Annotated in this window: 16 protein-coding genes; 3 read left to right on the top strand and 13 right to left on the bottom strand. The window is 69.2% G+C overall.

All coding sequences use genetic code 11. The annotated features are described in order from the left end of the window. Positions 1-41: 41 nt before the first annotated feature. Positions 42-509, bottom strand: a complete 468-nt coding sequence (locus EDD27_RS45950) for a SixA phosphatase family protein (RefSeq protein ID WP_241564613.1) — start codon at positions 507-509, stop codon at positions 42-44. A 428-nt stretch (positions 510-937) separates the two neighbouring features. On the opposite strand from EDD27_RS45950, the gene EDD27_RS45940 reads away from it, so the two are divergent. Beyond that, positions 938-1,414: a pyridoxamine 5'-phosphate oxidase family protein gene (locus EDD27_RS45940; protein WP_338324702.1), complete on the top strand. Its 477-nt coding sequence runs from the start codon at positions 938-940 to the stop codon at positions 1,412-1,414. A 116-nt stretch (positions 1,415-1,530) separates the two neighbouring features. Here EDD27_RS45940 and EDD27_RS45935 read toward each other — a convergent pair whose 3' ends face one another. The 3 genes from EDD27_RS45935 to EDD27_RS45925 form a co-directional block, all read right to left on the bottom strand. Continuing rightward, the gene (locus EDD27_RS45935) at positions 1,531-3,843 is read right to left on the bottom strand and encodes a sodium-translocating pyrophosphatase (RefSeq protein ID WP_127938729.1); all 2,313 of its coding nucleotides are present in this window, start codon (positions 3,841-3,843) and stop codon (positions 1,531-1,533) included. A 528-nt stretch (positions 3,844-4,371) separates the two neighbouring features. Then, positions 4,372-4,800: an ATP-binding protein gene (locus EDD27_RS45930; protein WP_127938727.1), complete on the bottom strand. Its 429-nt coding sequence runs from the start codon at positions 4,798-4,800 to the stop codon at positions 4,372-4,374. Between the two features lies 1 nt (position 4,801). Continuing rightward, the gene (locus EDD27_RS45925; protein ID WP_020542579.1) at positions 4,802-5,152 is read right to left on the bottom strand and encodes an STAS domain-containing protein; all 351 of its coding nucleotides are present in this window, start codon (positions 5,150-5,152) and stop codon (positions 4,802-4,804) included. Positions 5,153-5,562: 410 nt separating this feature from the next. Here EDD27_RS45925 and EDD27_RS45920 point away from each other — a divergent pair, with 410 nt between their 5' ends. Beyond that, positions 5,563-7,863 carry a DEAD/DEAH box helicase gene (locus tag EDD27_RS45920; protein WP_241564612.1) on the top strand — a complete coding sequence of 767 codons (2,301 nt, stop codon included), beginning with the start codon at positions 5,563-5,565 and terminating at the stop codon, positions 7,861-7,863. A 97-nt stretch (positions 7,864-7,960) separates the two neighbouring features. Here EDD27_RS45920 and EDD27_RS45915 read toward each other — a convergent pair whose 3' ends face one another. From EDD27_RS45915 to EDD27_RS45875, 9 genes are all read right to left on the bottom strand, one after another. Next, positions 7,961-9,805 carry a hypothetical protein gene (locus EDD27_RS45915; RefSeq protein WP_127938723.1) on the bottom strand — a complete coding sequence of 615 codons (1,845 nt, stop codon included), beginning with the start codon at positions 9,803-9,805 and terminating at the stop codon, positions 7,961-7,963. A gap of 642 nt (positions 9,806-10,447) precedes the next feature. Beyond that, a complete protein-coding gene (locus tag EDD27_RS58150; RefSeq protein ID WP_277750806.1) occupies positions 10,448-10,975 on the bottom strand; it encodes an Rv3654c family TadE-like protein in 528 nt (175 codons plus the stop codon). A 346-nt stretch (positions 10,976-11,321) separates the two neighbouring features. Further along, positions 11,322-11,642 (bottom strand): TadE family type IV pilus minor pilin, encoded by a 321-nt coding sequence (locus EDD27_RS58145; RefSeq protein WP_127941406.1) that lies wholly within the window; start codon positions 11,640-11,642, stop codon positions 11,322-11,324. Positions 11,643-11,737: 95 nt separating this feature from the next. Then, entirely contained in the window at positions 11,738-11,875 is a 138-nt protein-coding gene (locus EDD27_RS59110; protein ID WP_127938717.1) for a DUF4244 domain-containing protein, read from the bottom strand. A 457-nt stretch (positions 11,876-12,332) separates the two neighbouring features. Beyond that, entirely contained in the window at positions 12,333-13,199 is an 867-nt protein-coding gene (locus tag EDD27_RS45895; protein WP_241564611.1) for a type II secretion system F family protein, read from the bottom strand. 12 nt (positions 13,200-13,211) lie between these two features. Next, entirely contained in the window at positions 13,212-13,928 is a 717-nt protein-coding gene (locus EDD27_RS45890) for a type II secretion system F family protein (RefSeq protein ID WP_241564610.1), read from the bottom strand. An 85-nt stretch (positions 13,929-14,013) separates the two neighbouring features. Continuing rightward, complete coding sequence (locus tag EDD27_RS45885; protein WP_241564609.1) at positions 14,014-15,177, bottom strand: TadA family conjugal transfer-associated ATPase; 1,164 nt, start codon at positions 15,175-15,177, stop codon at positions 14,014-14,016. A 187-nt stretch (positions 15,178-15,364) separates the two neighbouring features. Further along, complete coding sequence (ssd, locus tag EDD27_RS45880; RefSeq protein WP_241564608.1) at positions 15,365-16,603, bottom strand: septum site-determining protein Ssd; 1,239 nt, start codon at positions 16,601-16,603, stop codon at positions 15,365-15,367. 596 nt (positions 16,604-17,199) lie between these two features. Further along, positions 17,200-17,979 carry a Fic family protein gene (locus EDD27_RS45875; protein ID WP_206641954.1) on the bottom strand — a complete coding sequence of 260 codons (780 nt, stop codon included), beginning with the start codon at positions 17,977-17,979 and terminating at the stop codon, positions 17,200-17,202. A gap of 406 nt (positions 17,980-18,385) precedes the next feature. On the opposite strand from EDD27_RS45875, the gene acs reads away from it, so the two are divergent. Then, on the top strand, positions 18,386-20,359 hold the full coding sequence (gene acs, locus EDD27_RS45870) for an acetate--CoA ligase (RefSeq protein WP_127938708.1): 1,974 nt from the start codon (positions 18,386-18,388) through the stop codon (positions 20,357-20,359). The last annotated feature ends 138 nt before the right edge of the window (positions 20,360-20,497 follow it).

Raw genomic sequence — 20,497 nt, 5'->3', positions numbered from 1 at the left:
CCTGGTCCGCGGCTGGTTCTGCTTCGCGGCCTGGCCCGCGGCTAGCTCTCCTTCGGATCCCAGTGCGTGACCAGCCGGCCTTCACCCGGGTACAGGTCCGCCCACGCCGACTCCACCCGGATCACCGCGAACGCCCCTGGCCGGAACACGTAGTCGCCTCCGGCCAGGCCCAGGGCCAGCTCGTGCACTCCGGGGTTGTGGCCGCACAACACCACGGTGTCCAGGTCGGGATCGGACCGGCGGACCAGCTCCAGCAGCTCCTCCGGGTACGCCTCGTAAATGTCGCGCTCGTAGCTGATCTCCGCCTCCGGGAAGGCGATCTCGGCGGTGCGCTTGGTCCTGAGCGCCGGCGAGCAGAGGACCGCGTCCGGTTCCAGCCCGGCCGCTCTCAGCTCGTCTCCTGCCCGCTTGGCGTCCCGCTCGCCGCGGTCGGTCAACGGCCGCTCCCGGTCGGCCAGTCCGGGGATGTGGGCGGCTTTCGCATGCCGCAGCACGATCAACGTCCGCACCGGATCACCCTGTCTTCGAGGCCCAGATGGCCAATGCGACGAGCACGGCCAGGATGACGAGCATGGCCAGCAGAATCAGGCCCAGGGTCTTTGCGCCGTTGGGCTGCTTGTCATCTTCCACGCGCCCAGTTTCCCACCGAGGGCCCCCGGTGCGGCCGGAGCCCCAGTCCTGGCGCTCCACCCCTGCGCTCCACGCCCTGTGCCCTGCGCTCCACGCCCTGTGCCCTGCGCTCCACGCCCTGTGCCCTGCGCTCCACGCCCTGTGCCCTGCGCTCCACGCCCTGTGCCCTGCGCTCCACGCCCTGTGCCCTGTGCGCCACGACGGCGGCCCCAGAACCCGCCACCTCTCAGCGCTCCCTCGCAGGGCGGTCGACGCGGCAGATCGCCGAGGGCCTGGAGCGTGCCCGATGACCGCTACCCTGACCACCGTGAAACCTCCCGCCCGCACCCTGGACCGGCGCATCCGCGACACCCTGGACCGGCTCGAGCGCGACGTCGACGCCTGGTTCGCCACCGCCGATCCGGCCGCCGGCCTGCCATACCTGATGCCGCTGTCGTTCCTGTGGGACGGCCAGACCATGCTCATCTCCACGGCCAGGACCAACCCGACGGCCAGGTTCCTGGAGGCCACCGGCAAGGTCAGGGTGGCGCTCGGCACCACGCGCGACGTCGTCCTGATCGAGGCCGAGTTGCGTGAGGTGATACCCACCGCGGAGATCCCGGCCGAGGTCGGCGACACTTTCGCCGTCAAGACGGGCTTCGACCCGCGCAAGCTGCGCGGCGCCTACCCGTACTTCCGTATCGTCCCGCTCCAGGTGCAGGCCTGGCGCGAGGTGAACGAGCTCGCCGAGCGCGACCTCATGATCGACGGCAGGTGGCTCAGCCCTCCAGACACGGATCGGTGATCTCCCGCAGCCGCCGGACCCTGGCGGAACGGCAGCGCCCCGAGCCGCCCCTCACAACACGAAACACCCGCCCCCACGAGGGGGAGCGGGCGTCTCGGCTGTGGAGGGCGGTGGTGCTACGACGCCACCGGCTCCTGCTCGCGATTGTTGCTGGCCGGCTCGCTGGTCGCCGAACGCCGCTTGGACACGACGATGGCGCCGACCACGACGGCCACCGCCACCAGGGTGATGGAGATGCGCAGGACGGGGTTGCCCGCGTACAGCACCACCGCGGGCGCGACCAGTAGCGCCACCAGGTTCATCACCTTGATCAGCGGGTTGATGGCAGGCCCGGCCGTGTCCTTGAACGGGTCGCCGACCGTGTCGCCGATGACCGTGGCGGCGTGCGCCTCCGACCCCTTGCCACCGTGGTGCCCGTCCTCGACCAGTTTCTTGGCGTTGTCCCAGGCGCCACCGGAGTTCGCCAGGAACACGGCCATCAGCGTGCCGCAGGCGATCGCTCCGGCGAGGAACGCGCCCAGCGGCGCGTACCCGAGGGCGAAACCGACCGCGATCGGCGTCATGATCGCCAGCAGGCCGGGCGTGGCCAGCTCGCGCAGCGAGTCGCGAGTGCAGATGTCCACGACGCGCCCGTAGTCCGGCTTCTCCGAGCCGTCCATGATGCCGGGCTTGCTGCGGAACTGCTCCCGTACTTCGAAGACGACCCGCATCGCGGCCCGCCCGACCGCCGTGATCGCCAGTCCGGAGAACAGGAACACGACCGAGGCCCCGATGATCAGGCCGACGAGGACGTTCGGGTTGTCGATGCCCAGGCTGAAGTTCTGGAAGATGCCCAGCGCATCCTTGATCGACGCGTCGGCCTTGGCGAGCTCGCCCTCCACGGCGGTACGGAAGGCGCCGAACAGCGCGGTCGCCGCCAGCACGGCCGTGGCGATCGCGATGCCCTTGGTGATCGCCTTGGTGGTGTTGCCGACGGCGTCGAGGCTGGTGAGCACGCGGGCGCCCTCGCCGTCGATGTCGCCCGACATCTCGGCGATGCCCTGCGCGTTGTCGGAGACCGGGCCGAAGGTGTCCATGGACACGATGACGCCGACCGTGGTCAGCAGGCCGGTGCCCGCCAGGGCGACCGCGAACAGCGCGAGCGTCACGTTGCCGAAGCCAAGCAGGAACGCGCCGTAGACCGCGCCGCCGATGATCAGGGCGGAGTAGACCGCCGACTCCAGGCCGACGCTGATGCCGGCCAGGATGACGGTGGCGGCGCCGGTGCGGGAGCTCTCGCCGATCTCGCGTACGGGACGCCGGGTGGTCTCGGTGAAGTAGCCGGTCAGCAACTGGATGGCGCTGGCCAGCACGAGGCCGATGAGGACGGCGCCGATGGCGATGAGCCGCGGGTCGGCGTCGGACTGGACGACCGAGCCGGTCAGACCGGCGAAGTCGGCGGGCAGGTACAAGAACGCCGCCACGGCGACCAGCACCGCGGAGATCGCGGCCGAGATGAAGAAGCTGCGGTTGATCGCGGCCATGCCGTTGCGGTCGCCGTCACGCATCCCGGTGACGAAAATGCCGATGATCGCCGTGATGACGCCGATCATCGGGACGATCAGGGGGAAGATCAGCCCCTGCTCGCCGAAGGCCGCGCTGCCCAGGATGAGGCTGGCGACCAGCATGACCGCGTACGACTCGAACAGGTCGGCCGCCATGCCCGCGCAGTCGCCGACGTTGTCGCCCACGTTGTCGGCGATGGTGGCGGCGTTACGCGGGTCGTCTTCGGGGATGCCCTGCTCGACCTTGCCGACCAGGTCGGCGCCGACGTCGGCGGCCTTGGTGAAGATGCCGCCGCCGACACGCATGAACATCGCCAGCAGCGCCGCCCCGAACCCGAACCCTTCGAGCACGTGGGGCGCCTCGCCCCGGTAGATGAACACGACCACGGCCGCGCCCAGCAGACCGAGGCCCACGGTGAACATTCCGGCCACGCCGCCGGTGCGGAACGCGATGCGCATGGCGCGCTTCTCGCCCGAGTCTTTGGCCGCGGCGGCGACGCGGACGTTGCCGCGCACGGCCAGCCACATGCCCATGAACCCGGTCAGCGCGGAGAACACCGCCCCGACCACGAAGAAGATCGACCGCCCTATGCGGACGTCCATCTCCCCGGGTAGCAGCAACAACAGGAAGGGAATTATGACGACGAAGATCGCCAACGTGCGGAACTGGCGCGCGAGATAGGCCGCGGCGCCTTCTTGTACGGCACGGGCGATGTTCTGCATGCGCTCGGTGCCCTGGCCGGCGGACAGCACTTCGCGCACCAGGCCGCCGGCGACGGCTAGCGCGATCAGTGCGACCGCGGCGACCACGATCACGATGGTGAGATTGTTTGCGCTCAGGGCCAGATTGGACGCTGGCTCCGCTGCCAGCATGTGCCTGCTCATCGTTCTCCTCGGCAAGACCGGTCGTCCTGCCCGGGCGGTGCCTCCCGGCTACCTCGGCGGGTGTTGCGGCACCATCCGGGTTGTGGGTGCCGCTTCCGGTTGAATCCGCGTTCCGCCGGATCACCTTGGCCGGTGCCGGGAGTCTACGCAGGCAGTGAACGGATATGAAGGCTCCGAAGGTCACTAATTATGCACGCGTCTAGTAATCCCCTGCCCGTGCCCGGGTTTGCACCCTGACAACCGTAATTTCCCTCTGTTTACGGTCATGACAAGGTCTTGATACGGCCGGTCCGAAACCCAGTATGCAGAGGGCAGGCAAACGAGACGTGACCGTGGGCGATCCGAAGCCCACGGTCACGTCTGTGGCGAGACGGAGCCCACGGCCCACGCCTGAACTGAGGCAATGGTGCCCGTGCGCCGTAACGGCGGCCCGCCACTGAACGAGTCAGAAGCGTCTCCCTGGACAGACCTCAGCCCCGTGCGGCGGTTGGGGCCGGGCTGGGCAACCGTAAAGAAAACCAGGAAGGATTATTGGGACGGGATGCCCGCGGCGGGCCAGCTCATGCGGATGTCGGTGCCCTTCGGGCTGGGGAAGACTTCCACATCGTCGGCGAGTCCCGCGATGACCGCGAGGCCGAAGCCCGTCATGAACGAGTCAGACAGCATCCCCAGATCGAGAGGCTTCTCCTGCTGCTGGATCTCATCACTGGGGGCCTGATCGCTGACCGTGACCTCGAATCGCCCGGCGTCATCACGCAGCTCGATGCGAATGGGCTCGCCCGGGCAGTGGGCGCGGTGCGCCTCCACCGCCCGGGAACAGGCCTCACCCACGGCGAGCCTGACCTCGTCCAGCAGGGACTCCTCCACGCCGGTGCGGCGAGCTATCGCCGTCGCGACCAACCGGGCGGTCCGCACATGCGCGGGGAGAGCACTGAACGTCAGCTCGACGGTAGCCATGCTACTTGTCTTTGCCGTGAGCTTCCTTGGCTTCGTCGACCGAAGCGTAGATCCCGAAGACCTTGGTCAGTCCGGTGATCCGGAAGATCTTGAGAATGCGCTCCTGTGTGCAGACCAGCTCCAGGGAGCCGTCGTGCGCCCGCACCCGCTTGAGCCCTCCGACCAGGACGCCAAGGCCCGTGGAGTCGAGGAAGTCGACCTTCTCCATGTTGACGAGAAGGTGGAAGTTACCCTTGTTCACCAGGTCGATGAGAAGCTCACGCAATCTCGGCGCGGTGTAGACATCGATCTCACCCTCGACCTCGACGATGGTGAGTCGGTCCTCGTTGTGGTGATCCAACTTCAGATCCACAGATCCTCCAGCGCCTCGCCTGCGAAAGTACTCTTGCCAGCCTGGCAATCTGGAGTCTGGCCCCAGACTGTCCGACCTTGACGCGTGGGCATTCAACCACGCGCCTGGCTTGTGTCTATACGAAATCACGATTCCCGACGACTTTGCCCATCGATGCAAGACTGGAAACAGTGACTTCCACGGCATCCTCCCCACAACGAGCAGGTCCACTCCTCCGCCACCTGCTCAGTGTTCCTGCACGTCATGAGCGTGTCACCCATGTGGAGCATGTTCCAGCACGTCAGGCCGGTCAAGCCCGATGGCCCAAATGGACGCCAGAAGTGCTTGTTACGCGCTTGGCGAACCGAGGGGTGACAGGACTCTGGCCTCACCAATACGAGGCCGCCGACCTGGCGTTTCGTGGCCGAAACGTGATCATCTCCACAGGCACGGCATCCGGGAAGTCCCTGGCGTACCTCACGCCCGCGGTCGCCTCATGTCTCGACGGCGGCACGGTGCTGTACCTGACGCCGACCAAGGCCCTGGCCGCCGACCAGCTGCGCGGGCTGCGGGAGCTGCGCATCACGCAGGTGCGCGCGGCCTGCTTCGACGGTGACACGCCGTTCGAGGAGCGGACCTGGGTACGCCAACACGCCAACTACGTCCTGACGAATCCGGACATGCTCCATCGGGGGATTCTGCCGCGACACTCCCAGTGGTCCGCGTTCTTCCGCCGGCTGCGCATGATCGTCGTTGACGAATGCCACGGCTACCGCGGCGTCTTCGGCTCCCACGTCGCCCAGATCCTGCGCCGCCTGCGCCGCGTCTGCGCCCGGTACGGCTCGCGGCCGACCTTCCTCCTCGCCTCGGCGACGGCCAGCGAGCCGGGAGCGTTCGCGATGAGGCTGACGGGGCTTGAGATGGACGAGGTGACCATGGACGCCTCTCCCAAGGGTTCTACCACCATCGCGTTGTGGGAGCCGCCCCTGACGGAGCTACGGGGCGAGGGAGGGGCTCCTGTGCGGCGCACGGCGACGGCGGAGGCGGCGGATCTGCTGGCGGACCTCGTTCTGGCGGACGTCCGCACGCTCGCCTTCGTCCGTTCCCGGCGCGGCGCCGAGACGGTCGCGCTGTCTGCCCGCGCCAAACTGGCCGACGTCGCCTTCTCCACCCCCTTCACCGGTACGGGTACTTTCACCGATACGGGCACGCCCCAGGCAGCGGACGCGTCCGCCACGACCGACGACCTCGATGACACGACGTCAGCCACAACCCACGACCTCGGCGACACGACGTCAGCCACAACCGGCACAGCGTCCACGAGCGACTCCCATGCCACGGCAGGCGAGCCCTCCGCGGAGAGCTCTGCCCCTTGGGCGATGCGGGACCTCTCCGAGCTGGCCGACCTCCCCGACAAGATCGCCGCCTATCGCGCCGGCTACCTCGCGGAAGACCGCCGCCTCCTGGAGAAGGCGCTCCGCGAGGGCACCATCATGGGCCTGGCCACCACGAACGCCCTCGAGCTCGGCGTCGACGTCTCCGGTCTCGACGCCGTGCTGATCGCGGGCTGGCCCGGCACCCGGGCATCGTTGTGGCAGCAGGCGGGCCGCGCGGGCCGCGACGGCCGGGACGCCCTGGCCGTGCTGATCGCCAGAGATGACCCGCTGGACACCTATCTCGTGCACCACCCGCAGGCCCTGTTCGGCCAGCCCGTGGAGGCCATCGTCCTGGACCCCGGCAACCCGTACGTGCTGGGCCCGCACCTCTGCGCGGCGGCCGCAGAGATCCCGCTGACCGAGGACGACGTGCCCATCTTCGGGCCCACCACCTCCGATGTCCTCGACGAGCTGGTCAGCGCGGGCTTGCTGCGGAAACGGCAGGCGGGCTGGTTCTGGACCAGGCGGGAGCGCGCCACCGACCTCGCCGACATCAGGGGCGGCGGCGGCGCTCCGATCCAGGTTGTCGAGGCGTCCACGGGCCGGCTCCTGGGCAGCGTGGACGAGCCGTCCGCGCACACCACCGTCCACACCGGCGCGGTCTACATCCACCAGGGCGAGACGTTCCTGGTGGAGCTCCTCGATCTGGAGGCGGGGGTGGCCCTGGTCTCCAGCGCCAACCCCGATTACTCGACGTTCGCCCGGGATATAACCGACATCTCCATCCTCACCACCGAGCGGTCCCAGCCGCTGGGCCCCGGCACGCTGCACTTCGGGGAAGTGGAGGTGACCAGGCAGGTGGTCTCGTACCTCAAGAGGCGCATCCAATCAGGTGAGATGCTCGGCGACGAGCCACTCGACCTGCCGCCTCGCACCCTCCGTACCCGCGCGGTCTGGTGGACGCTGCCCGCCTCCGCCGTGGCCCCTCTCGCGGAAGCCGGCATCGACCTCGGCGGCGCCGCCCACGCCGCCGAACACGCCTCGATCGGGCTGCTGCCGCTGTTCGCCACCTGCGACCGCTGGGACATCGGCGGCGTCTCCACAGAGCTGCACGCCGACACCGGCCTGCTCACGGTGTTCGTGTACGACGGCCACGAAGGCGGCGCCGGTTTCGCCGAACGCGGCTACGCCCGCGCCACGGACTGGCTCACGGCCACACGCGAAGCCATAGCGTCCTGCGAATGCGAGCGCGGCTGCCCTTCCTGCATCCAGTCCCCCAAATGCGGCAACGGCAACGAACCCTTGCACAAACGCGGCGCGATCCGTCTCCTGAACACTCTCTTGGCCGCCGAATGACCAGCACCGAACGGCCACGACCCGCCACCGTGAGCAGCTGAGCCGCACCAACCCGACACGTCAGCGACCGGGGAGGCACAGCTCCGTTCGCCGTGTGCTAGCTGTGACTGCCCTTGTGCCGGCGCACCGCATAGACGCGCTTGTCATCATCGCCGTCATCGCCGGCGTGGTCGTCATCATCGTCGTCCGCGGCCCAGAAGTCGGCGGCCCCGGGCTGCGGCCGCTCCCAGAACCCGCTGTCCTCCATCGACCTGGGCGAGGGCGGAAGGTAGTCGTCCCAGCGATCTTCGATTCGTATGTCGGTGTGGAGAACGGAAACGGAAGCCTCAGGCACCTCCGTAACGGCCGAACTGGGCAAGGCGATCCGAACCGGCTCCTGACAGCTCACGTGCCCTTCGTCGGCAGCGCCGGTTTCCCCGGCCAGCACCTCGCCACCGTCTGACGGCACGCCGGCGGCAGGCGACTCCTTGCGGAGCAGAACCGCCTGGGGAAGCTCCTCGGCACGGTCGGCAGGGGATGACCCCTGTGCCCGCCGACTGCCGGAAGAGGAGGCCTCCACCTGCCCCACATCCAAACGATCGCTTTCCCCGGTCTCCGGGCGATCGACCTCCCCAGCCTTCAGACGGTCGACGTCCACAGCCTCCGGACGATGGATCTCGACCGCTTCCAGACGGTCGACGTCCACAGCCTCCAGCCGATCGACGGACGATGCACTGATAGCCGGGAACCGACCGGCCGAGGACCGATCTTGAGCGCCCGTACTCGCGACGGATGACGTTGCCCGGCCACGTGGCAGATCGGCCTTGGCCCCTGAGAGATCGGCCGAGGGCACTTTCGAGGCAGCCGAATGGTCGGGAACACGGGTCTTGGCCACGGCAAGGATCACGGCGGGTCTGCGCCGAGGAGGTGTCGAGGTGAGTGGTGCGCCGTCGTCATCGCCCCGCACCGCATCAGCCGCCGGCTCGCCTGCTCCCCCCGAACCCGCGGCCGTCCTGGAAGCCATGGCAGCCGGCGACTGGAGGCGCCGAGTTCCCTCTGCGGCGAGTGCGCGCCGCCGGGCCCAAGCCCCCGCGTGGGCGCCGCGCAGCAGCAGGAGCAGGCCACCCACGATGTAGAGCCCGTATTGGCCGAGACTGCCGATCGGGGACTCGTCCGACTGGGCCTTCACGCCACCCGCTTGGACAGGCGCGGCATCCGTGCCGTCTTCCTTGGTGCCCGCCGGGGTCAGGCCGCCCGTCTCGCTCTGGCCGTCGGCGGTCGGGATCGGAAGGTTGCCGTCGGCGTCGGTATCGGGGATGGCGGGCAGTTGGGAGGTCGTCGGCTTCCGGGTGGTCGGCTTGTTCGTGGGCAGGGTCTGCTTCTTGGCGGGCAAGGTCGGCAGCGGGTCGACATTCCTGGTGCCCTTCGGCGTCTCCCGGGTCTTGGCCGTTTTCTTCTTCGGCTGGGCGGCGGGCGGGGCGGGGATCGTGACGACGGCGGGGCCTGATGCGTCCGACCCGATCGACCCGCCGTCGCCGTCACCCCTGAACGCCTTGACGGTGAAGCCCACTTTCTGCCCCGCCGCATTGGCCGGCACGGCGACCGCCGCCTCGCACGTGCCGCCGGCGCACGCGCTGTCCACAGGCAGCCGCCCCACAACGCCGGACCGGCTGTTGGCCAGCTCGTACGACTGCAGGTCGGGCTCGGATCCCTTGCTCCAGGTCACGAGGATCTTCTTGGTGCCCTGCAGCCGGGCCGCCACGTTGCTCGGCGTCTCGGCGGGCCGCCGCAGCTTGAATGTGCTGGTCGCGTAGCTGGTGCCGGTGAGCTCGCCTTTGAGCGTCACGGTGAAGGTGCCGTTGGGGGCGTTCCCGGCGTCGAACGTACCGGAGATCGTCTGGTTCGCTCCGCCATCGGCCACCTTCTGCGTGGGCGTCGACGGACCTTCGACGTACAGCCCCACGCGGAGCTGGATCAATCCCGTACGTGCGGAAACCGTGACGGACGAGTTCGAGATGACCTGCCCGTCGGAGGGCGAGGTGATCTCCCCGGCCGCCCCGGCCTGCCTCCCCGCGAAGGTCGCGGAGGTCACGAAGGTCGCGGAGGTCGCGGACGACGTGGACGACGTGGACATGGTGCCCGACGTTGCCGCCTCAGCGGAGCCGCCTAGCACGATGGATCCGACCGCGACGATCCCCGCGGTCACCACTCTGCCAACTACCGTCACGACGCTTCCCTCCATCGAGAGCCTCGCGCCGCCCGGCCGCCCCGCTGAGAGCGTTCGGACGACGACCGGAAGTGCAGTCCGTCCGGCGATACGGTCACCGACCGCCCCTGGGACCCGCACCTTAGCGACTTCGTTCCGGCTCTCCCAGACCCTTTGTCGCAGACGGCATGGACCGAGGGTGAGCGGAACGTTACGCGAGATATCCAACTCTTGGACACCTTGTCCAAGAAGTCGTGACTCGATTGCGACATTGCCTCACACTCCGCATAGGCCGCTCCACACCCATCCCTCCCCGCAGACCCACCGCATGCCGTCTCACATGGATCGCCGCATGTCGATTGGCCAGGTACGGCCGGGCCGTCCGGCCACGCGGACGACTCAGCGCGGATGCCGAAGGGCGGCATCCGCGCTGCCCCCTTCCGCCCCTGCCGGGCCCGCTCGCGATCTGCCGGTCACGGTGCGTGTGCCGACTATCGGCAACGAGATCGACAACGAGGTCCAGACGTCGGCCACCTCATCGTTGATCTCGCATCCGGTCAGCTCGACGCCGTTCTGAGTGGCCAATGCAGCAGCTTCGGCGCACGCGCCTTGTGGATCGAACAGTGCCAGCCTGGCGGCAGCCAAGGCACTCAGATCAGCGGCGGTGTTGACGCGATGGCGCGCCACGCGCACGGCGCCCACCGTGGCGAACGCTGTGGCGACGGCCATCAGGAGTCCCATGAGGGCCACGCCCCATAGCGTCGCTGACCCTCGTTCCCTGGAACGGATCGCTACCTCCCCTTGCCGGTGCTGAGGGCGGAGGCCATGGAGCCGTGACGGATCAAATGCCGCGACGTCGTCATAGGACAGTCGAACCCGCCGGAGACGCCGGACGGTGGATCGATGTCTCCCGGCTCCATGGCTCATCCCACATCTCTTCATCTGGTACGTCTGGTCATGTCTCTTGTGGTCTCGTAGGTCTCGTGAGCCCCGTCCATGTCTCATAGGTCTCGCGCGGCCCCGCTGTTCTCGTGCGTCTCATAGCCCCGCCGCTCTCGTGGGTCTCACAGCCCCGCCGCTCTCGTGGTCTCACATGGCTCGTATGTCGGAGCGGTCGTCATGGCCCGGAAGGCGGGCCGGTCGTCACGGCTCATATGTCGGGGCGGTCGTCATGGCCCGTAAGGCGCAGCAGTCGCCAGGGCTCGCAAAGGCTGGGCGGTCGTCATCTCTCGCAGGGGCGGGGCGGTCGTCAGTGCCCGTAAGGCGGACGTCGTCATGGTTCGGTGTCGGCGGTGGCCGAGGCGGATACGCGTACTGCCGGCAGCGAGGATCCCCATGCTGGTCGCACTCGTACTGTGATCTGCACTTTTGTGGTCTCTGGGTCACGGGTCACGGCTACTTGAGCGTCTGGGCGTGTGGCTGAGCGAGCGACGTCGCGAACCTGGTCCAGCGGCTCGCCTCGCGCGGCGGCACGGGCCGCCGCCCGGGCCGCGTCCACGCATTCCAATTGGGCGCCTACGGCCTGGATGGCCCATAGCGCGGCCGCCAGGACGACCATGAGCGCCGGCAACATCGCAGCGGTCTCGGCCGTCACCGAGCCGCGCGATGCCCGCCGCCGACCGTCCGCCACGGCGGTTCGCGCGAGCCCCAGGCCCTGCGTCGCGCGTATGACCTGCACGGGGCGGAGGGTCACCCGTTCGTGTTGAGAGCGCGGTCGATGAGGGACGACAACATTTCCTGGACCTCCGGGCTGCTCACCACCTTGAAAAGGAGTGCGGCGAACGCGCACGCCGCGATGGTGCCTACCGCGTACTCCGCTGTGGACATGCCTCGCTCGCGGTTGGCAGCCGCATGGTGCAGCCACCTGTTAGGCCGCCGCCGTCGCGAGCCTCGGGATGCACCGTGGTCCTCGGAAACGGCAGGCGCGGGATCACGCTTGGACTCCGGCTCGATGTCACTTGCGGGCTCATGAGCTGTGGGGACCGCTTTTGCGGCGTTGCGGGGTGCGGTTGTCTCCGAGTGCAGGGTGGGCGTGGGAGCGCTCGAGGTCGGGTCCGTCTTGCCGGGATGCGCCTTGCGGGCTGCCGCGCTGTGCTGCGACGTTGTGGTTGGGGGCGCTACTGGGATGGCGCTGATGGTGTCTGGCGTGGTGGCGGGACTGTGCATCGTGCCTCCAGGTGCTCGGTGGAGCCGGAGTCTGGTCCGGCGGGAGACCTAGGTTCGCCGAGATGAGGTCGGGTTCGATGGGCCGAGCGGCGTTCTGTGGATGAACGAGGAACAGCCGCTAGGGGAGGACGATCGTGGAGGCGAGGCCGGCTATCACGGGGATGATGCCGAGGAGGACGAACGCCGGCAGAAAGCACAGGCCCAAGGGCGCTACCGCCTTGACGCCGACGCGCCGGGCCGAGGCGACGGATGCGGCTCGGGCGGCCTCCCGGGCGTCGTCGGCCAGGCGGGTCAGGACATCCGCTACTGGGGCGCCGCTCTGAGCTGCTCGGGTCATGGCCCGGGAGAGCCGGCCCAGTGCGGGGTCCTTGGCAAGGACGGCCCAGGTGGGCTCGGGGTCGGCGCCCAGGCGTAGCTGGCTGCTCACCCAGGTGAGCCGCTCGCCCAGTGGGCCACCGATCGCGTTGGCGGCGATCTCGGTGGCGGCGCTCACCGGGCGTCCGGCGAGCAGGCAGGCGGTCATCAGGTCAGCGGCGAACGGCAGATCGGCGGCGATTCGTTCGTGCTCGTGCTGGGACTGCGCAGGTTTCCTCCTGTGGAGGTAAATCCCGGTGGCGGGAGTGATCAGGAGGCCGGCCAGGATGCCGATCGTGCCGCCGATCAGCGCGGCGGTCGCCAGCCCAGCGCAGGTGGCGGTGATGAGCGTCTTGCGGGTGATCGGTCGTGCCTGGTCATGGGTGGGATCGAGCCAGCTCGGGTGAGGTTGCTCGATGTTGGGTGTAGGGGTGGGTTGGCCGGGAGGGGTGCGGGGGGCTTGGTGCGAGGAGGAAGCCGGTGACAGAGGGACGGTACGGCTACGAGCGTCCTCCTGCGGAGGGCACAGCCGGGCCAGCCGTTCGCGCGGTGTCCTTGGTGAGAGCCACAACCACGTGGCCATGCCGGCGCACAGGGCGGACAGCAGGAGCAGGAGCAGGAGCAGGAGCATCGGCAAGATCCTTCAGCCTTGTGCTCGGGCGGCCATTCGGCTGGTCCACCACAGGCCACAGGCGTCGAGGATGATTCCCGTCACCAGGCAGGCGAAGCCGGGGAGGCTGCCGAGCAGGAAGTCCAGAGGGTGCATGTTCAGGGCAGCGGCCATGAGGAGGCCGAGGGCGGGAAGTGCGGCGAGCATCCTGGCCGTGGTGCGGGGCCCTGCCAGTTGTGCCGCGACGTCCTGACGGTGCGCCTGAGCCGCGCGTAACGTGCTCGCTACGCGCTCGACCAGGGCCGCCAGGCCCGCGCCCACCGTGACGCTCACGTCCCAGCACGCGGCGAGCTGGCGCAGGCCCTCGCCGCCCTGCGGTGGGGCCGAGGCGAGCAGAGCCGCGGCAACGTCGCCGCCGTCTCTGGCGGCCGCGACGATCGGACGTAGGGCCGCGGGGTCGGGGAAGTCGACTGCCGCCACGGCTCTGGTCAGCGCCTCTCCCGGGGTGCGGCCTGCGGACAACTCGGCGGAGAGCGCCTGGCACAGCTCGATCGATGCCAGGCGCCAGGCTTGGGCTCGGCGTCCCGGACTCTGCCGGGTGAACAGCCCGGGCAGGGACCGCCACCGGGGCTCGCGGTGGTCTGCGGTCAGTTTGGCAAGGCGGGTCGTGGCGGTGGTCGGGCCTGTCCACAACCACAGTGCGCTGGCTGTGGACAACGCGGCGACCACCACGGCGGCGTCTGTCACCATCGAGGGCCTGCCTTCGCCCGGGTCATCAACATCGGTCTTGTCTTCGTCGGCCGGCGGTGGATGGCCGCCCAGCGCGATGCGCGGGTCATCGGGAGCGGGTGTCCTGCTGCACGGCCTTGGTGAGGGCGTCGTAACCCGGTCCGATCCGGGAGTCGCCCTTCATGTCGAAGGTCAGCGCGGGGAGCGCCTCGACGAAACCTGCCGGCGTTCTGGAGAGCAGGCAGATCTCGGCGATGCGTCTTCGGCCGTCCCGGCGATCGCGGGTCAGGTGGATGACGGCGTCGAGAGCCGCGGACAACTGGCTGTGCACCGCTTCCCTGCTCAACCCGGCCGCGCAGCCCAGCGCCTCCAGCCGGGGTGGGACGTCCGCCGCCGTGTTCGCGTGCAGCGTGCCACAGCCTCCTTCATGGCCGGTGTTGAGCGCGGCCAGCAGGTCCACCACCTCGGAGCCACGCACCTCACCGACCACCAAACGGTCCGGACGCATCCGCAAGGCCTGCCGTACCAGGTCACGCAGGCCCACACCGCCCGCACCCTCCAGGTTCGCCGGGCGGGTCTCCAGGCGTACCACGTGCGGGTGCAGCGGTCGGAGCTCGGCCGAGTCCTCTACCAGGAGAAGCCGTTCGCCGGGGTCGGCAAGCGAGAGCAGGGCCGACAGCAGCGTCGTCTTGCCTGTTCCGGTGCCGCCGGTCACGAGGAAGGCCAGCCGGGCGGCCACCACGGCGGTCAGCACGGGCATCGCGGAAGGGGTGATCGTGCCGGCTGACACCAGATCCGCCAGGGTGAACGTGCGGCGCGGCGGGAGACGTAGTGACACGCACGTGCCGCCGGGGGCGACGGGCGGGAGAACGGCGTGGAGGCGTACGCCGCCCGCGAGCCTGGCGTCCACGTAGGGGGAGGCGTCGTCCAGTCGTCTGCCCGCGGCGGCCGCCAAGCGCTGGGCCAGCCTGCGGACTGCCGGGTCGTCGGCGAAGGTGACCGACGTGCGGCTCAGGCCGCCGCCGTCGTCGATCCACACCTCGCGAGGGCCGTTGACCAGGACGTCCGTAACATCGGGCCGAGCCAGGAGCGGCTCCAGAGGGCCCGCGCCTATCAGGTCCGCGCACAGGGCCCGGGCGACGGCGAGGATCTCCGCGTCGCCGTACACGGCCTTCTCGGCTCTGAGAGCGACGGCGACCTGGGCGGCGCTGGGCTCGGCGCCGGTGCGGGCCAGGCGTACGCGGACGGCCTCCACCAACTCCGGGGACACGGCGCACGTCGGCTCGGAAGGGGAGGAGGAGACAGCCGGTTGCCTGGCCGGCGAAGGCATGGTGGTGGTGGGCGTCAGGGTGCTCGCCTCCTATCGGGAATCTTCGGAATGTTGGTGCCGGGTGCCGGTCAGGGGCTGATGGGGATGGGCTGCTGCCGGTTTGGGGGTTGTGCTCGGTGGGAGCAGGTCACGACGGCAGGACGTCGCGGAGGAGGGATGCGCACAGGCCGCCCAGGACGGTGCGCGGGCCCAGTTTCGGCAGCTCGCCGCGATTGAGGGTGGCGGTCAGTCTTGGCTGGTCGGGGAGGGTGCCCGCACACGGGATGCCCAGCGATGCCACGGCCAGATCGTCGTCCACCACGCCGGGGCGGAGGATCGCGCGAAGGTCCGAGGTGTGCTTGCGGGCCTCGCACAGGACTTGGACCGCGGAGAGGATGCCGCGTACGTCGGCAGCCGCCACGAGGAGGGTGGCATTGGCCCTGGAGAGCGCCTCGACGGCTGCCGGGTCGAGCCGGCGGGGGAGGTCCACGACCACCAGGTCGAAGCCTCTCTGGCCGGATTCGAGGACCGATCGCATGGCCTGGGCCGGGATCGCGGCCGCCTCGCCCCTGTGGAAGGACAGGACTGCCAGGTCGCCGAACGACGGCAACGCCGCCTGCAGGGCCACGCTGCCGATCCGGCCCTCCCGGGCCACCAGGTCTCCCCAGCGCGCGCCCGACGCCTCCTCGTGGCCCAGCAGCGCGTCCATGCCGCCACCCAGGGGGTCGGCGTCCACCAGGAGCGTACGGAGGTGGCCACTGCCGGATGCGTGAAGAGCGAGGCAGGCTGACAGGACACTCGCGCCCACTCCCCCTCGGCCGCCGATCATGCAGATCACCGCTCCGGAGCGCGGCTCCGGCTCCATGGCGTCCGCGAATCGCTCCACCAGGTGGCGTTCGTCGGCGGGGAGGGTCACGACGGCTTGGGCGCCTACTGCGACGCATTTTCGCCAGGTGTCCGGGTCCTCGACGTCGCGGGTGACGAGGAGGACCTGGTCCCGGGCGGGAGGCGACGAGGCGGCCACGGCGTCCGCCTGGTCGGCGCCCACCGCTATGAGCGGGGCGAGGTTCCAGTAGGGGCGGGCGTGGGCCGGGACGTGGGCCACGTCGAGTTGCGCGCCGGCCGCGGCCGCGATGCGGACCAGGTCGTCCAGTAGGGCGTGGTCCTCGGTGATGACGAGGGGGCGGTGCATGTCGGTGTCGGCCTCCCGTTTCGATGGGAGGGACAGCATGTGGCAGGTGGCGGCGGCGGCGAGAAGGCGAACGACGTTCTGGGGACAGCCGGCGCCAATGGTGTCGCGGCTGTGGACGACCACCGGATCCAGGAGCCCGACCGAACGGCCGCCCTGCCCATCTGGGACTGCCTGGACGGCGGGGAAGGACGGCACGGGCCGGAAAAGGGGCGACCCCCGCCGGGGGGGAGAGCGGGGGTCGCCTGATCGGTCCGGCTCCGGGGGGGTAGAGCCGGTCCCGTTTCAGAAGAAAGCTTTCATCACTTCACCAGAGCCTGGCAAGGGACCGGCAAACCAATCCCGTGCAAGGTCGCTCTAGTTTCGAGGCGATACCACCGTATGCTGCCCGATCGGATCGAGTTTCGTCGAGGAGCAATCTCGCATTTTCGCCAAGTTTTTTCGCTGAATGATAACGATCACGTAAAGACAATCACGGAGAGTGATCGTCACAGGTTGGTAACCAGGTCGGCACGCCCAAGAGCGCCCACGCCGCCCGCAGACCCGTCCCACGACGGGGTAAAGGTCTTGGTCCGAGGGGTTCCCATCAGGGCGAATCCGTCGTAGAAAGGTGTCACGGACCAATTGTCCGGGTGCATCAGCCGGGCACCCACGCGCGACCAGCCGCGGGAGGCGCGTCGTGACGGGCTTGACCCGCTCCGACGGATAGAGTTGCACGCTTGGTAACCCGGTGTGATGCACCGGCAGACGGCGTCTCTTGACTGAGACGCCGTCAGCTATGTCAGCCGCTCTGGCTAGCCCCTTTGCATGGCCTCGCAGATGGCGGTCGTCTCGCGCACACCGAGACTTACCGCGGAGGCACACTGCTGTACCCACTGGCCGACGCCCTCCGGCGTGCCGCTCAGGTAGGCCCGCAGCCCCTCCGCGTACGGCAGCTCCACGTGCCCCACCTCCACGGCCACCAGGGATTTCGGGTCCAGCCCGTACTCGACCAGGGTCAGCCGCTCGGCCGCACGCGCGACCACCCCGTCCGCGGAGCCGAACGGCCGCAACACGGCCAGCTCGGCGTGCACGACGGCGGCCAGCACGATCGCGGGGGCCTTCGTAGGACGTTCCAGCAGATCCATCAGCCCGTCCATGCGAACAGCGGTCTCCTTGGCGTCCGGCGCCGGGCCCAGCCCAAGCGGGTCAGGGGCCTCGTCCTCCGCACGCGGACGGCCCAGCGCGGCCTGCGGCGCGAGGCCGGCCGCCGCGACCGTGTGCAGGCGCGCCAGCACCTGCCGCGGCGCCTTACGCCAGGTCGGGCCCATGCGGCCCATCTCGGCCGACGCCCGCAGCGCCCCCTGGACGAGCGGGTCGTGGATCTCGTCTCTGCGCAGGGCGTCGAGAGGTACGTCGGCTCCTTCGACGGCGGCCGATGCGCGCGCGCCGCGCAACGACGACTCCGCGGACACGGCAGGGCTCGCCCGTCGCAGCACCCGGTGGCGGTAGAGCCTGTCGACGGCCTGGCGGGCCTCCTCCACCGCCTCCGGCACGCCGGGGATTCGAGCGATGACGGCCAATGGGTCACTCACGGAAACCGACCTTACCCGCGGGTACGGTCTGCTCACTCAAGGCCTGCCCGAGGCTGACTGAATGGCTCCGCAAGGCCGACGTCCCGGTCGCCACCGGGCACGCCGCCGGCGCCGTACCGCACAACTGGTAGGGACCGGGCGGAAAGTCGCGGGAAAGGACGACCGGACCGGCCGACGGCCGAACAACGGTCATCCCAAGGGGTCCATAAACCCGAGCCGACCCCGTCGCATATTCTCCTGATTTCAGGATGACAACATTTCAATAGCATTTGTCATGCGACCCGATAAGCGCGCTCCGTCCCTCGAACTCCACGGTACAGACCTGTCTAGACCTCTTGTGTACGGATGCCGTGAGCTGGTGAAGTGGGACACGACCTATCCAACCTGGCCAAAGAAGGAGCACGAGGTGGCCCCGGAGACCCCTGGCACCGAACCCCAGGCGCTGTCCAACCTGCTGCAGGAGAACCGCCGGTTCGCACCTCCGGCTGACCTGGCGGCGGCCGCGAACGTGACCGCAACCGCTTATGACGAGGCCGCCGCGGACCGTCTCGCCTTCTGGGAGCGTGCGGCCGAGCGGCTGACCTGGGCCAAACGGTGGGACAGGACCCTTGAATGGAACGCCCCCTTCGCCAAGTGGTTCATCGGCGGCGAGCTCAACGTCGCCTACAACTGCGTCGACCGGCACGTCGAGGAGGGCCGCGGCGACAAGGTCGCCTATTACTGGGAGGGCGAGCCTGACGGCGACACCCGCACCCTCACCTACAACGACCTGAAGACCGAGGTCAGCAAGGCCGCCAACGCCCTCCAGGAGCTGGGCGTGGGCAAGGGCGACCGGGTCGCGATCTATATGCCGATGATCCCCGAGCTGCCCATCGCGATGCTGGCCTGCGCCCGCATCGGCGCGGTCCACTCGGTGGTGTTCGGCGGGTTCTCGGCGAGCGCGCTGAAGAGCCGCATCGACGACGCCGACGCCAAACTGGTCATCACGGCCGACGGCGGCTACCGCAGGGGCAAGCCGAGCGCGCTCAAGCCGACCGTGGACGAGGCCGTCGCCGAGTGCCCGCAGGTGGAGCACGTCCTCGTCGTACGGCGCACCGGCCAGGACGTCCCCACGAACGGCAAGGACGTCTGGTGGCACGACGTGGTGGAGCGCCAGAGCGACCAGCACACCGCCGTGCCCCACGACGCAGAGGACCCGCTGTACATCCTCTACACCAGCGGCACCACCGGTAAGCCCAAGGGCATCCTGCACACGACCGGCGGCTACCTGACGCAGACGGCCTGGACGCACCACGCGGTCTTCGACCTCAAGCCGGAAACCGACATCTACTGGTGCACGGCCGACATCGGCTGGGTGACCGGCCACTCCTACATCGTGTACGGCCCCCTCGCCAACGGCGCCACCAGCGTCATCTACGAGGGCACCCCGGACACGCCGCACCGCGGCCGGTTCTGGGAGATCGTGCAGAAATACAAGATCACGATCCTCTACACGGCCCCCACGGCGATCCGGACGTTCATGAAGTGGGGCGACGACATCCCCGCCAAGTACGACATGTCTAGCCTGCGCATCCTGGGCTCCGTCGGCGAGCCGATCAACCCCGAGGCGTACGTCTGGTACCGCGAGCACATCGGCGACAACCGCTGCCCGGTCGTCGACACCTGGTGGCAGACGGAGACCGGCGCCATCATGATCAGCCCGCTGCCCGGCGTGACCTCGGGCAAGCCGGGCGCCGCGATGCGCCCGCTCCCCGGCATCACCGCGGACGTGGTCGACGACCAGGGCAACAGCGTGCCCGACGGCGGTGGCGGCTTCCTCGTGGTACGCGAGCCGTGGCCGTCGATGCTCCGCACGATCTGGGGCGACGACCAGCGGTACATCGACACGTACTGGAGCAGGTTCGAGGGGATGTACTTCCCCGGCGACGGCGCCAAGAAGGACGAGGACGGCGACCTGTGGCTGCTCGGCCGCGTGGACGACGTCATGCTGGTCTCCGGCCACAACATCTCCACCACCGAGGTGGAGAGCGCGCTGGTCAGCCACCCGAAGGTGGCCGAGGCGGCCGTGGTGGGCGCGACCGACCCGGTGACCGGACAGGCCATCGTGTCGTTCGTGATCCTGCGCGGCAGCGCGGAGGAGAACGAGGACATCGCGTCCGACCTGCGCAACCATGTGGCCAAGACACTCGGCCCGATCGCCAAGCCGCGCCAGATCATGGTGGTGCCCGAGCTGCCCAAGACCCGTTCCGGCAAGATCATGCGCCGCCTCCTGCGCGACGTGGCCGAGAACCGCAGCATCGGTGACGTCACCACCCTGGCCGACAGCACGGTGATGAACCTGATCGCGGACAAGCTCCCCTCGGCGAAGTCCGAAGACTGACGTCACTCCACAGAACGGCGCATGTCCCGAAAAATCGGGACATGCGCCTTCTCGTGGGGCGCTCCTCCCAGCCTCGCCGACCGACGGGTTGCCGCGGACGTGCTCGTGGTGAGGCATGGAAGGGCGAGGCATTGCAGC

Source organism: Nonomuraea polychroma (genome assembly GCF_004011505.1).
Classification (GTDB): domain Bacteria; phylum Actinomycetota; class Actinomycetes; order Streptosporangiales; family Streptosporangiaceae; genus Nonomuraea; species Nonomuraea polychroma.
This window is presented reverse-complemented; position numbering and strand designations above follow the sequence as displayed.